We start from the raw sequence: 14408 nt of genomic DNA, 5'->3' as shown, positions 1-14408 counted from the left end.
AGAAAAGAAGCCCTGCTCATCAATCAGAACAGGACTTCTTTATGAGTACTATCATGTAGTCGGATCAGTTTATCTTGATATTTTTGGAGCTTGGCTTCGAATCGGCTTCTGTTCCGTTCAAAGTCCTGTGTCCATTTATACATCATTTTCAACATCTTCAAATCCGGTTTGTAGTTGCAGCTTTCGATACCGAGATTTTGCTTGAGAAACCGGACAACAATACGAATTCTACGCTTCCATAGCGGTGTATCCACAAATAGAATGATGTCTGCCATCTCATATAAACATTGATACGATTCACGGTCCGTACCTTCGAATATCCACGTTCCGTCTCGATCAATATCCATAATGACTTCAAGCTGTTCAGCCGGTGTACGTTTCGCTCGGCCTTCAGGTGTTGCAGGATGAACGATCGAATCCAGTTCATACCAAGGGAGATTCATTGTACGGGATAATCGTTTGGCTAACGTTGTTTTACCGCTAGCTACGATGCCCACGATGAAAATCTTCTTCATGCTCTCACCTGATTCTTCACGGGAATGATACCCAGCGGTCTCAGGCGTTCCGCCTCGTTCGCCGCTTCCATCTGTAGTTCTGTAATGAGCAGCAATCGTTGACACGCTTCTGATTCTGCATCTTGTTCCATTTTACGCAGTAGCTTCGGGACTTCCCAAACGGAACGCAAAGCAAAGGCTGCCAGGTAACCGAATCGAGGAAAGGACTCGTCGCCATGCCAACCGGCTCGTCCCAATCCTTCAATATATGAGGTAATAAGTAGTTCTTTAAAGTCGTGAAATTCGTCTGCAGGTACATTCCCTCGGCTCAGTGACAATCCTAAGAAACGCCCCAGATCCTCTCCAATTCCGGATATGCTGGCAAACTGCCAATCTATCACGGCGAGCTTCTGATCTTGGATATATGCGTTGTTCAACATGATGTTTAACTCGTAGAAATCTTGATGGGAAAACGTTCGCGGTAATCGCTCCAGCTCTAGGAGCCAATCTTGGATTAGCAGTTCACATGGATTGAAGCGATCGATGATAGCGGTCAATCTTGGATTTGAATCGGAACGCACTTGGGTTGACGTCATGATCCGATAATTCTGACATTCATGGATCCATGATCGCATCCATTGTCGATTCGCCCATCGTAAATCCGGTATCCGACCGCCGACTAAGTAGGCGGCTTAAAACTCTCCCAGCTTCGTGGCAGCGTATGCATAATCGCTCCACTGCCATGCTCGTGACTCATGAGTCATATCCTCCAGCCAGAGCCATACGGAACCATCGTCATTTGCTTCTATGGCATAACATTCCGGCGCCTTCATCCCTGCAGGTAAATGGCGTAAATAACCTGACTCGTAAGCATCGATTTCACGGCGCCAATAATTGTAATGCGCCGGATCATTTCGATTAAGGTCAGCGAGAATGACTTTAAGCATGAGCGACCACGATCGGTCGATTCCACCTTCAATACGCGTACATCCCGAAATCCGGTAAACGCCGCCGGTCACGAAATTAGGCCTGGCAGCTTTGATTGTTTCACAGTGCCATTCTTGTAATAAACCATTATCAATTTGTAAGCTGAGGTTCGAAATAACTCGAACTCGATTAGCGTCGATACTTCCTAGAATAGGTTTCGTATTCATAGCTCACCTAAACATTTCGCGACCAGATTGCCAAAGCCTTGAATGTCCTGCAGATAATCATATCCGGGTGGATTCGGCTCCAATTGGTTAAGCATTCGAACCGCCACAGCGTTATATGCGGGAATGGCCAATACCGCATTACCATAGAAACCAAGCGACTGGAAGGAACCGTTCGGGAGCTCCTTCCCAAGTTCCGATAATGGACGGGATTTGTCCTGTATCCACCAGAAGAAACCATTTCGAGGTAATGAATCATCAAGACGGCTCGGCGTTGCGATGGTAACAACTTGTTCAAACAGTGCCGCAGGCAGGATTTGCTTCCCTTTATACATGCCCTTGGACAGATGTAGCTGTCCCCAGTAGGCTAGCTCTCTTGTGCTTACGAATAAATTCGCCTCGCCGCCACGATCGCTTAAATACTTCTCATCAAGCCACACCAATTTATCATGCTTTTCTTTTCTCCAACCAGTCTCTTTGAATCCATATGGCTCAAATACGCGTTCGTGTAAGACATCGGCAAGAGGCTGTTTAAAGACCTTCTCAACAATCCGAATTAGCAAATTAACGCCGGCGTTGTTGTATTTCCAGTCCGTTCCCGGTGGGAACAGCCTTTTCATAGGGCCTTGTAGGCCGTGCGTATGGGTTAAGAGATGCCGTATCGTTGTTTGACTGATTACGCTCTCGTCCAGATCATCCAGATAGTCGGACACATGATCATTAATGCCATTAATCTTCCCTTCGTACATGGCCAGACTAATGGCGAATCCGAGATAAGTTTTGCGAATGGATGCTACATTGAATTGTGATTGTTCATCGATCATTCGACCGTTCGTCAATTTATCATGATGACCTGAATAATATTCGCTTATGATCTGTTCATTGCGGATCACGACTACCGATGCGGCCGAGGCTGAAATTTGATTTCGAATATCCAGCATGTATCGATGAAGCTCATCGAAAGCGCTGCATGTTTTCATGACGTCCATGGACACTCACACACCTTTACATTCAGAGTCCTCTACATGAATGTACAAAATTCTACATCCAAGTGATAATCACCTTTTCGGAAGCTACATAAATCTTCCAAATGGCGCAATAAAGAAACCCGCAGCAACCGGCTGCGGGCTAAATGTTATTGGCTGCTTATTCAATCGGCTCATAATGCACATGAACTTCGTAAACGTCGTTCGATGAATTTTTCAACTCCGTCTCTACGCGTGTCGCAACATTATGAGCTTCTTGAAACTCCATATCCGCCTTAATCAACAAGGTCACGTCGACTACTGCGTTGCTGCCGTAATTTCTGGCTCGAATATCCCGAACGTCCTCAACGCCTTGTACCTTCATGACAATTTCTTTAAACGAGAGGATCGTCTCTTCGTTGAACCCATCAGAGAGATGATGTGAAGCTTCCCGGAAAATCTCCCATGCTGTTTTACAGATGATAATGCCTACGATGATCGCGGTAAGCGGGTCAAGCCACGCCAAATGAAATTGAGATCCGATGATGCCAACGACTGTGCCCATACTTACGAAAGCATCCGAAAGATTATCTTTGGCTGCGGCCATAACAGCTTGACTGTTAATTTGCGTTGCCAGTTTCTTGTTATATCGATACACGCCATACATGACGACCGCTGCGAAAATGCCTACCCATGCCGCGAGCAAGTCCGGGGACTTCTCTCCGCCTTGAAAAATCGACGTTATCGATTGATACAGAACCTGCAAACCGACAACCATCATAATAAAGGATGCGAGCATGGAAGAGATCGTTTCCGATTTCCAGTGACCATAAGGATGATCATCATCTGCCGGTTTGCGCGCAAGCCGCAGTCCAATAAGTACGGCGATTGAAGCCGCGATGTCCGTTGCATTGTTCAAACCGTCCGCCTGCAGCGCTTCAGATCCGGTCCAATAACCGATCGCAAGCTTTAATGAAGATAAAATGATGTACGCGACTATACTTATAAGTGCACCGCGTTCTCCAATTTTCAATTGATCGTACTTTTGCTGTTCCATTGCGGCAAAAATCCCTTCCTCTAGCGCTTGTTGACCTATCGTAACAGCCAACCACGATGTGGGTCTAGAGAAACGTTTTGTCATGCGGCTCAAAAAAGTGGGACGAGTAAATAGAGTTGCCCTCGCGAAAAATGTTCGTCCACAGGCAAAAAAAAATAAATCCGCCAACTTAAACGGATTTATTTACAGCATGAATTACTTATTTTTCTGCCGAATGGGTTGGCTGCTATGTAGGCAACAATTGCTTGATTGCCTCAACGGCCTCTTCGGTAGATGGCGCTGCAATAATTGTCTTGTTCTCCGAATTATATCCGGATGCAGTATGAGCATAGCGTTGGTCATAGTAGTAGACAAGCAGCAATTCCACGGCACGGTCATACTTCTCTTCCTTCAAGCACTGATCAATCTCAGCCGCAACCGGAGTATGGATGCGTGATTTGATTTGGAGGAACGATTTCAGACAAGCTTCTTGATGCTCCCAAGGACGGTACTCCTCCAAAATATGCTGAACACGCGTTTCGAGCGGGACTTCGAGCCATATTTGATGCCCCACTTCTTTCAACTGCAGCAGCTGTTCGGGGATGACGACTTTACCGATTCGTTTACTCTCCGCCTCGAAGAGCAGATATGGCGCTTGCCGAATACTCAGTAGTTCATCGACCAGTGAAGCATCGAATTTCTTCTGATTATGTGCCTTCACCCCAATATTGCCGAATACGGAACCCCGATGCCCTGCCAGCTCCTCGAAATTCAGCACGGGATACCCCGATTGTTGGAGTCGACGCAGAATAGCTGTTTTCCCGCTACCTGTGTTCCCATGCAGCACATATGCAGTCGGTAACACGGCTAGCTCATCAAGCGCTTGTACTACACCTTGTCGAAACGCGCGGTATCCGCCTTCCAACCGGCTAACATGTATGTCCATTAATGACAAGACCGTGGCGGTTGTTTTGCTGCGCATCCCCCCTCTCCAGCAGAAGACAGCCTTTTTGCCGGGAATCTGGGAGAATTCTTTAATAAAAGAAGGAAGCTTTGCGGAGAAAATCTCCAGTCCTCGTTCTTTTGCCGCTTGGATGCTAACTTGCTTGTAGATGGTGCCGATCTCTGCTCGCTCGTTATCATCGAAGAAAGGGATATTCAAGCTGCCTGGAATGGTAGCATCCTCAAATTCGGAAGGCGATCTCACATCAATCGTTACCACTTTCTTCTGCTGTCGCAAGTCGAGTAACTCATGGAGCTTTAGGTCTTGAAACATATAGGCTTCCCCTTCTAATCTACAATAATATGTCCTGGTCTCTCATCCGTAATCTCACCGATCATGCTCGCTTCTACACCAGCTAGCAGTAGTGCCTGCAAGAGTGCTTCCGCTTGTTCGCCGGCAACAGAAATTAGCAGGCCACCTGAAGTAACCGCGTCACAAAGTATCCAACGGCCGATCTGATCGAGTTCTTCCGGGAACGAGACATCATGCTGCACATGAGCGTAGTTATTCTTCGTACCGCCAGGTACAAATCCATTATCCGCCAGCTCTCGAACTCTCGGCAGCAGTGGAACATTTCTATGATGAAGCTTAACTGTCACTTTGCTGCCTTTAGCCAACTCAAGCGCATGTCCGATTAATCCGAAGCCTGTCACATCCGTACACGCATGTACCGGGTATAGCTCCATAATCTCTGCAGCTGTTTTGTTCAAAGTAGCCATCACTTTGGTTAATCGCTTCGTCTCCCCGATCGATAGCTGATCTTTCTTAATCGATGTAGTTAAGATGCCTACTCCAATGGGCTTCGTTAGTATCAAGCTATCACCTAGTTTCGCGCCGGCATTGGTACGTACCTTGTCCGGATGCACGAGACCTGTGACGGCAAGGCCGAATTTCGGCTCTTTGTCATCAATGGAATGCCCGCCTACCAGCGTTGCTCCTGCTTCGAGCACTTTATCCGCTGCCCCACGCAAGATTTCGGATAGAATACGTTTGTCTAATGTGGAAATCGGAAACGCGACAATATTTAATACCGTTAAGGGCTTCCCTCCCATTGCATAAATATCACTGATTGCGTTCGCTGCAGCAATTTGTCCAAAATCATACGGATCGTCCACAATCGGAGTGAAGAAATCGACCGTTTGCACCAGCGCCAGCTCGTTGCTCAAGCGATAGACGCCGGCATCGTCACTCGTATCTAATCCCACCAGCAGATTGGGATTTGGTTCGGCAGCTGGAAGATTATGCAGCACCTCCGACAGATCCGCCGGACCAATTTTGCAGCCGCAGCCTCCCTTGCTGGAGAGTGAAGTTAATTTGATATTCTCGAAGTTATTCATAGTGTCGTCACGATCCTTTCTTCGCATAACTTAAATCGTACTCGTCATAAGCCCAAATTGCAATATGATTAGCTTCGGCAGGAACTGTTCGGTGTTATATAAAAAGCAAGAGCGATCGAATCGCTCTTGCCATAGTTTTGACTATAAATTGTTCTCCTGCTTGTACGTATAAGCTCGCATCGCGACGACTATAGCCATCTCTCTTGTAACGGAATCGACCGGGTTAAAGCGGTTTTCGGATCCTTGCATGATTTGGAGTGCGCTAACGGTCTGAACGTCAGCTTGCGCCCATTGGGATACCAGCTCTAGATCCAGGAGCGGCACAGTTGATAAAGATGGTTTAAGTTTCAAAGCCCTCACTATTATTGCTGCCATCTGCTCGCGAGTAATCGTTTCATTCGGATGAAACCGATTCTCAAAGCCCGCAATCATTCCTGCATTGTAGGCGGTATTTATATAGGCAGCAAACCATTTGTTCTGCGGAACATCGGTGAAGTTGTCGGTTGCAACGGAAGTCAGATTCAATCCCAGAACTTCGACCATGAGTTTAGCAAACTCAGCTCTTGTTATCTTTGTTTTTGGATTTAGCTTGCCTGAGATGCCTTGAACGAAACCTTTGCTCGTTGCCGCCTCGACCGCGCCGGTTGCCCATGGTGCAATTTGCTTCGCGTCCGAATATTGCTTGATCAGATCCACGTTTGAAGCAGGGCCTGCAACCGAATACGTTACGAAAGAGGTAAAATGGTTCGTTTTGATAACCAAGTCGTTTCCGACAATAAAAGCATAGGTGAGCTTCTTATCATCTTTCGTCGCCTTAGCACCTTGTTCTTCGGTATCGTAAACAGGAATCGGCGTAAACGTATTATTTTCGATGTAGCCGGCAGCTTGATCTTTGCCGCCTTTAACAATAATCGTGACCGGACGATCGAATATATAGGACTCCTTCTCTCCGCCCATTCCGATTACATGACTTAGAGTCGCCAGCTTCTTATTGCCACTTGCAAGACTGTCATTTACAAGCTTAACCATGTAGGAATCATCCGCAGCGTATTTCGATAACAACTCAAACTTCCATTTGCCGGATTGGATGGCGGTTCCTTTATCCATGGCGAATGAAATGTCCCCTCTCTCCGCGAGGATCGAAGGACTGCTGCCGCGCACCTCGTTCAAATCCAAAAATAGTTTAGACGTGATGTCCGGTATATGAATGACAACTTTCCCCTTGTCCTTCATGGCTTGCGTGATGGATATACTCTGATCTTGCTGATTATGCGCAGAAACTTCGATAGTCGTTGTGTCCTCCGACAAATCCGGCCATTGGCTGCTTGTGGCCCCTAAGTCCTTACCAAGATCGGTCGTATATCTCCACTCGACTTTATCGCCGTTCTTCAGGGTGTAGCTGCTGGAGCCGTAACTAGGATATTGGCCGTTCACGTTATACATCCAACCGCTATATCTTCCATGGTCGAATTCTCCGTCACCATCGATAGCCTGCACATAAACACTTCCGAACGAAGCATAATATTCCGTTTTATAGCTGATTCCCTTAGCATCGAGCGATCGCTTGAGCACGCTCCATGCGGTATCGCCCGGTTGCAATTCAATGCTCGTGTTCTGCAGTACATAACCTTTGTTGATGGTGAGCTTATCTACGGATACAGTAACGCGAGGCGTTGGTATCGCCGGAATTGTCACTGCTTTGGTCGTAAAAGCAACGTAGTCCGTAAAATGCTTCGTCTTCACAATCAGATCATTGCCGCTGTCGTAGGCATACTCGTCTTTCCCGCTAGCCAGTCCCTCGCCGTCGCTCGCGAATTGCTGGATCACATGAGGAGATCCATGCTCGATATACGCAGCCTGATTGCCTTTCAATCCTGCGAAGGTCAGTGTAATGAACGAGTCGAATTCGATTCTGCCTGCTCCACCACCGACCGTAATCGCTTCATTCAGTCGATCAAGAACTGAACCGCTGGAAATCAAGGTTTGCATGCGACTAACCAGCACGGAATCCGACTTATTCTTAGAGGTTAACAGTTCTACGGAAGATCCGTCTCCGCTAATGAGCTGCGTCCCTTGCGGGATGCTGAATGTTACACTTCCCTTCTTAGCCTCGATGGCCGGCAGGTCAGTAGTTGGGGGCAAGTTCAACATCACCAGTGATTGATTTGTTTCCGGAATCGTGATGGCAATTTGCTTCTGCGAATCCGAATCGGCTATGCCGATAATATACGGGCGATCATCGGTCGGAATCGTCACCGTTGGCTGATCTCCACTTGGTAAAGGCAGTTCAATCGGCTGTATTCCGCTTCTTACTTCCAGCGGCATGGTCGTATGTACGACCGCCGGCCCGCTGTTAGGGATATATTGGGATACGGATACTGTGTAGCTTCCTGCAGGCAACCCGTCAAATCGCGCCGTGCATTCAGCCGAAGTCGTCTGCGTGGAGATCGTTTCACCCTCACGGATGATATCGACATTTACACCCTCTGCCAAAACCGGAATTAGCTTAAAAGTACTGTAGTCCATTTTCAATTTGTAGACACGGATGTCGAAAGCATGATCTTCATTCAGCGATGTACCTGATTCTGGAAGCGCCTGGATCGAGTCAATGGGAACGGTATCGTAATTATTATAATAGATCACAAGCTGGTCCGAGGGCTTTAATGGAATCTGATCGATTGCACCGTCCGATGACGTCAACCAAGCATTGCCTCGATGAATCGCAAAATCCCAGTTGCCGTAGTCGCCATTATAATGATCGTATGCAATCTGTTCAATCTCAAGCGCCAGCATGCCCCATTTTGAAGAAATTTCGAGCTCGAGTCCGCTTACTGACGACAATGATTTTAATGCCTCTAAAGGGGTAGCTGCGTTTACCGTTCCTTCGGAAAACGTTTGATTCGGTTCCGGTCCTTCGATTCGGATCTTAACAGGCGCAGCCGGGATTGGCTCCAGTCCGGGCAATGTGCCGGTGAAATCATATAACCGTTCGCCTTTTCCCTCTCCCAATAGCTTGTAAGCATCTAATGCTTGCAAGGCTTGCTCCGTTGCCATTCCGTTTGAGACCAGCATGTCAGCTGTATGGGAGAACGTGCCGTCTGGCAAGCGGAATTGCATGAGCTTGTCGATCAGTGTAATCCCATTCTTCGTATAATCCGGACCGGTTGGATCGATCCCGGACGCAGTCAAACCGATGATCGCCTGCGAGACGCTTTCGCTGGAATCGACGCTGCTTTCCCAAGGCATCCCTTTTCCATATGTAACGACATATCCGCCTTCCGGCGATTGATTCACAGACAGCCAATGTGTGAGATCTGCAAGCAAGTCCATACTCTTAACGGTTGCATTGTCTCCGTAAGGCGCAAGAGCGATTAACGCCATTGCCGTAATATCCGGGTCACTATTGTTGCCGACGCTTAGTGAAAATCCCCCATCTGCATTTTGGCGAGCGGCAATGACATCGATTATAGCTTCTCTTGTCCAGCTTGCATCGGATTGAACCTCATAGCGGCCGGCATCCAACGCGATTAACGCGAATATCGGTCCATTAATGCCTTGGCTTGTCATGTTTTCGCTAATATAAAGTTTCTCGATTAAATCAATTCCGGCAATATCGGTTGCATCTTGGCCGGCAGCCGTTAAGGCTATGATCGTACGTTCTAATTCCGTTACGCGATCAAAACTGCCTTGGCTATATTTAACGCGATTAATTAATGATTGCGCATAGGTATCGGGTATCTGTTTACCCGCTTTTATCAGTCCGATCGCACTCCAGTCCGAGCCAACACCATTAGCACTTTTTTCGAAGTAGCTCGATGCCGCTTCAATAGTCGCTTCGAGGTCAAACGCAGCTGCAGCCCGAGCAGGCTTCACAGGGCCGATTCCCGCAGTGATTGATAATAGCAACATCATGGATGAAACGATAAGGGCAAATGATTTTAGTAACTTTGAACGCATGAAATTGCCTTCTCTCTCTTAGTTTAATAGCGCTGTTCTATAACAGTTTCGCAGCGGTAAGCATGCGGTACAGCATGTCTGCCATTTCGGCGCGTTTCGCTGCGGCCGATGGTTCTATATTCCATGCATCCTGCGATAGAATGTTCTCGCGGTAGTTGAATGCCAGTGCAGCTCTAGCCCACTCGGCCGTCTTCGTATAATCGCCGAATTGGGCTAACATATCTCTCGTCTCCAAGGTGCTGAGTGCCGTATTCATTCCGCATAGCTTGGCCGCATTGGCAATCATTACAGCTGCTTCCTGCTTCGATATTGTGCGATCCGGTGAAAATGCAGCAGTCGATGTTCCTTTCACAATACCGTATGTATAAGCTGTACCTACAGCACCTGAATACCAGCTTGCAGGAGTAATATCCTTGAAGGCATTTGTCGCTTTCGGTTTAAGCCCCAGACCTTTCGTCATAATGGCAGCAAACTCAGCTCTTGTCATGGATTGATTCGGCGCGAATGTAGTCGCGTTAATCCCCGAGATAATCCCCCGTGCTGCAAGTGCTTCAATTGCAGTCTTGTTTGCATGCTCACGAATATCGGAGAAGGTCTTTCCGGGCTCAACGACCGGCATAACTTGAACATCTTTATGCTTATTCGGCAATCCAACATCAGCTTGATGGTTGGAGGACAGCAGCGATACAACATCATTCATGCGGTATAAGCTGGATCGCCCGGCTGCTGTTCTCTGGTAATTGACAAGTCCATACAGCGCTTGCTCCGTCGACATGCCTGTTACTCCGCTTCCATCTGCGGTGTGTCGGAAACCCTGTCCTTTGGAATAGTAAGTCAGCAAATGATCGAGAATCGTTTTCCCGTTCTTGGCGAAGCGGCTGTCGTCTAATGGAATGCTAAGTTCACATAACGCCATGAGAACTTGTATGGTGCTTTCAGCGTTTTTTACGCCTAGGCTTGCATAACCGCCATCGTCATCCTGGAGACGAGATAGGGTTTGAATCGCCTTCTCTATTGCAGCCTTTACGCTTGTTCGGTTCTGATATTTGGCAAGAGCTTGTATCGCCATGCCCGTTATGTCGGGATCTGCCGCTAACCCGGAAAGCGCAAAACCTCCATCCTTCAATTGCTGCGATAAAATGTCTTCGATATACATTTCTCTGGTCGCGTGTGTAACGGCTGATTTGTTGAAAGGAATCTCGTAATTGCCGCTGTCCAGCGCAAGCAGCGCAAAGATCGGACCGTTAATCCCTTGCCAGACGGTTTTGTCGTAATCGCCTAAAGGCATCAGCAAGTTATAGCCGGCAACATTTGCAGGATCTGCACCGATTGCCCTAAGTGCCAGGATTAAGCGTGAATACTCCGTATACTTCTTCTCGCTTAGAACACCTCTGTTTGCCGTGACGACTTGCTCAACATGGCTGTAATAGTCGTCATAATAGTGCTGCGGCACAGTGTAGCCGGACCGTGCAAGCCCGATAATGGCCCACTCGCCGCCGACTGATCCAACCTGTGGCTCCTTTACCGTAGACAGCATGAAAGCAATCGTATCCGTAACAGCACTATCGACATCCTTACTGGATACCGATGCGGCAGCAGTAGCTGCGTTCAAAGCCAAAGACAAACCGGTTAAGATAATTAACAACATTAAAGATGTAGAGCGTATTCGATTGCATAACCTGCCACTCACGCGACCATTCCTTCCTTCCACAGCAATCTGTGGCATGCATAACAAAAAGCCCCCGATTCATATAAGAATCAGGGGCTGCCGGCGTCGTCAACTAAAAGAAAAGACAACAAAAAAAGCACCGCCTCCATCATCCGTAGAGTGTGTGAAATCGAATCAAGGCAGGTCTCCTGGCTATGCGTCAACGCTTCTCTATACCTTCCCAGCCTGTCGGCCAGTGGCAATTCCCAGATCAGCTCTTCATTTACAGTGGCGGGACCGCGCCGGATTTTCACCGGTCTTCCCTATTAAGCAGCGCTTATCCAGTAAGCGTGCACCTTGACTAGTTCTATTCAATTGCTATTCATATTATAGAATAATGACGCTTTTGTCTATGAAATTAGCAACTCGCGGTCCAAACCCATAGCAAAAAGCTATACCCTGGCATAGTATTTATGTGTTTTTCGATAGCAAACTTCCCGCTCTATAATAAGCTCATCACACAGCGCAGGGAGAGATTGACATTGAGAACATCACTTATTGGCTATCCAAGAGTCGGATCATTGCGGGAGCTGAAATTCGCATCCGAGAAGTATTTTAAAGGCGACATTACGATCTATGAACTCCATCAAACCGGCGTTGAGCTAAGAGCCGACCACTGGAAAAGACAGCAAGAGAATGGGATTGACTTCATCCCCTCCAACGACTTTTCATTCTACGACGGCCTGCTTGATACGGCTTGTTTGTTCAATATCATTCCGGAGCGCTATCAATCGCTAGGTCTTAGCCCGCTGGAAACGTATTTCGCTATGGCGAGAGGTTACCAAGGTTCGGAAGGTGATGTGAAAGCGCTGGCCATGAAAAAATGGTTCAATACGAACTATCACTACATGGTTCCTGTAGTTGACGATTCCACCAGCATTCAATTGGCGGGCACGAAGCTGTTTGATGAGTTCTTGGAAGCGAAACAGCTTCATATCACAACGAAACCGGTGTTGATCGGTGCCTTCACGCTGCTCAAGCTCGCTAAATATACCGGCGTCAAACAAGCTGGGGATTTCGTTCAAGAAACGGCTGCAGCCTATGCTGATGTATTAAACAAACTTAACGAGCTCGGTGCTGAGTGGGTTCAAGTGGACGAGCCTGCGCTGGTAACAGATCTATCGCAAGAGGATCTTGCCCTGTTCACGAAGCTGTATGCCCGAATTTTATCCGCCAAAGGCAATGTCAAAGTGCTTGTTCAAACCTACTTCGGCGATGTGCGCGACTGTTATCAAGCGCTTCAAGCCCTTCCATTCGATGGCATCGGAATCGACTTCGTTGAAGGAAAGCAATCCTTGGAGCTCGTGCGCCAAAACGGATTCTCGGCAGATAAAGTCTTGTTCGCCGGTGTCGTAAACGGTAAGAATATTTGGAAAAACAACTACAAAAGCACGCTTGCAATCGTGCAAGAGTTGAACGGGCTGGCGAAGCAGCTGGTGCTTAGCTCTTCTTGCTCCTTACTGCACGTGCCATACTCCTTGCAGAACGAAACGAAGCTGTCCGATAACAACAAACGCCACTTCGCATTCGCGGAAGAGAAGCTTCGTGAATTTGCGGAGCTCAAAGCGATCTTGGGACATGCGAATCCTTATGCATCCGACCTCTATCTACAGAACGAAGAGCTCTTCGATGGCATTCGTTTCGCAGGTAACGAGGCTGTACTTTCGAGAACGTCCGCGTTAACGGACGCCGACTTCACAAGACTGCCTGCTTTTGCCGAACGCGAAGCCATACAGAACGATAAGTTCAAGCTGCCTCCGCTTCCGACGACTACCATCGGATCGTTCCCGCAGACAGCTGAAGTAAGAGCGAACCGCTTCTCCTTCAAGAAAGGCGCAATTACCGAAGAGCAATACAAACAGTTCAATTTCGACAAGATTGCGGAATGTATCAAGCTTCAAGAAGACATTGGTTTGGATGTACTGGTCCATGGCGAATATGAGCGCAACGATATGGTTGAATACTTCGGCGAGAGCTTGGACGGCTTTATTTTCACGGAAAACGCTTGGGTTCAATCCTACGGGACCAGATGCGTAAAACCGCCGATCGTATGGGGAGATATTAGCCGCTCTAAACCGATGACAGTCGAGTACTCTTCCTATGCGAAGAGCTTAACCAGCAAACCGGTAAAAGGCATGTTAACCGGCCCGGTAACCATTCTTAATTGGTCTTTCCCTCGCGAAGATATCAGCTTGAAAGACAGTGCCCTCCAGATCGCGCTGGCCATCCGAGACGAAGTGCTGGATTTGGAAGCGAATCATATCGAGATCATTCAGATCGACGAAGCTGCACTCAGAGAGAAGTTGCCGCTGCGCAAGTCGGATTGGAAATCGGAGTACTTAAGCTGGGCCATCCCTGCTTTCCGCTTGGTGCACAGTGGCGTACAAGCAGACACGCAAATTCACACCCATATGTGCTACAGCCAATTCAGCGATATTATTCGCGATATCGATGCCATGGACGCCGACGTCATTACGTTCGAAGCATCCCGGTCGGACCTTGCGATTATCGATGCCATCAACGATTGCGGTTTCCAAACCGAAGTCGGACCAGGGGTTTACGATATTCACTCCCCTCGTATTCCAAGCGTGGATGAACTCAAGCAAGGGCTCCATCGCATGCTGGATAAGATCGACGTTACGAAGCTATGGGTTAATCCCGATTGCGGTTTGAAGACGCGCGGCGTAACCGAAACATGGGAAAGTCTGCGTCATTTGGTGCAAGCTGCGAAAGAAGTCAGAGCGACGCTGTAATGGA

At 47.9% G+C, this 14408-nt stretch carries 10 protein-coding genes and 1 riboswitch; of the genes, 1 reads left to right on the top strand and 9 read right to left on the bottom strand.

Annotated elements, in window-relative coordinates:
- Positions 1 to 23: 23 nt before the first annotated feature.
- From I8J30_RS15215 to I8J30_RS34030, 9 genes are all read right to left on the bottom strand, one after another.
- Positions 24 to 515: a P-loop NTPase family protein gene (locus I8J30_RS15215; RefSeq protein ID WP_210659029.1), complete on the bottom strand. Its 492-nt coding sequence runs from the start codon at positions 513 to 515 to the stop codon at positions 24 to 26.
- On the bottom strand, positions 512 to 1129 hold the full coding sequence (locus I8J30_RS33125) for a phosphotransferase (protein WP_276316133.1): 618 nt from the start codon (positions 1127 to 1129) through the stop codon (positions 512 to 514). The genes I8J30_RS15215 and I8J30_RS33125 overlap by 4 nt, the downstream gene beginning before the upstream one ends.
- A 57-nt stretch (positions 1130 to 1186) precedes the next feature.
- Positions 1187 to 1648 (bottom strand): ecdysteroid 22-kinase family protein, encoded by a 462-nt coding sequence (locus I8J30_RS33120; RefSeq protein WP_240548085.1) that lies wholly within the window; start codon positions 1646 to 1648, stop codon positions 1187 to 1189.
- Entirely contained in the window at positions 1645 to 2634 is a 990-nt protein-coding gene (locus I8J30_RS15205) for a serine hydrolase domain-containing protein (RefSeq protein ID WP_210659026.1), read from the bottom strand. Before I8J30_RS15205 ends, I8J30_RS33120 begins: the two co-directional genes overlap by 4 nt.
- Positions 2635 to 2791: 157 nt before the next feature.
- On the bottom strand, positions 2792 to 3667 hold the full coding sequence (locus I8J30_RS15200) for a cation diffusion facilitator family transporter (RefSeq protein ID WP_210659025.1): 876 nt from the start codon (positions 3665 to 3667) through the stop codon (positions 2792 to 2794).
- A 226-nt stretch (positions 3668 to 3893) separates the two neighbouring features.
- Positions 3894 to 4922, bottom strand: a complete 1029-nt coding sequence (mnmH, locus tag I8J30_RS15195) for a tRNA 2-selenouridine(34) synthase MnmH (RefSeq protein ID WP_210659024.1) — start codon at positions 4920 to 4922, stop codon at positions 3894 to 3896.
- Positions 4923 to 4936: 14 nt separating this feature from the next.
- Positions 4937 to 5986 carry a selenide, water dikinase SelD gene (gene selD / locus I8J30_RS15190; RefSeq protein WP_210659022.1) on the bottom strand — a complete coding sequence of 350 codons (1050 nt, stop codon included), beginning with the start codon at positions 5984 to 5986 and terminating at the stop codon, positions 4937 to 4939.
- Between the two features lie 141 nt (positions 5987 to 6127).
- Entirely contained in the window at positions 6128 to 9859 is a 3732-nt protein-coding gene (locus I8J30_RS34035) for an S-layer homology domain-containing protein (protein ID WP_210659020.1), read from the bottom strand.
- A gap of 121 nt (positions 9860 to 9980) precedes the next feature.
- On the bottom strand, positions 9981 to 11633 hold the full coding sequence (locus I8J30_RS34030) for an S-layer homology domain-containing protein (protein ID WP_210659018.1): 1653 nt from the start codon (positions 11631 to 11633) through the stop codon (positions 9981 to 9983).
- A 140-nt stretch (positions 11634 to 11773) separates the two neighbouring features.
- Positions 11774 to 11966, bottom strand: a riboswitch (cobalamin riboswitch).
- A 167-nt stretch (positions 11967 to 12133) separates the two neighbouring features.
- Between I8J30_RS34030 and metE the strand changes: the two genes are divergently transcribed.
- Positions 12134 to 14404 (top strand): 5-methyltetrahydropteroyltriglutamate--homocysteine S-methyltransferase, encoded by a 2271-nt coding sequence (gene metE, locus I8J30_RS15175; protein ID WP_210659016.1) that lies wholly within the window; start codon positions 12134 to 12136, stop codon positions 14402 to 14404.
- The last annotated feature ends 4 nt before the right edge of the window (positions 14405 to 14408 follow it).

The organism is Paenibacillus lignilyticus (assembly GCF_017942085.1).
Lineage (GTDB): Bacteria > Bacillota > Bacilli > Paenibacillales > Paenibacillaceae > Paenibacillus_Z > Paenibacillus_Z lignilyticus.
The sequence above is the reverse complement of the archived record's forward strand: the minus strand, read 5'-3'. Positions and strand labels throughout refer to the sequence as shown.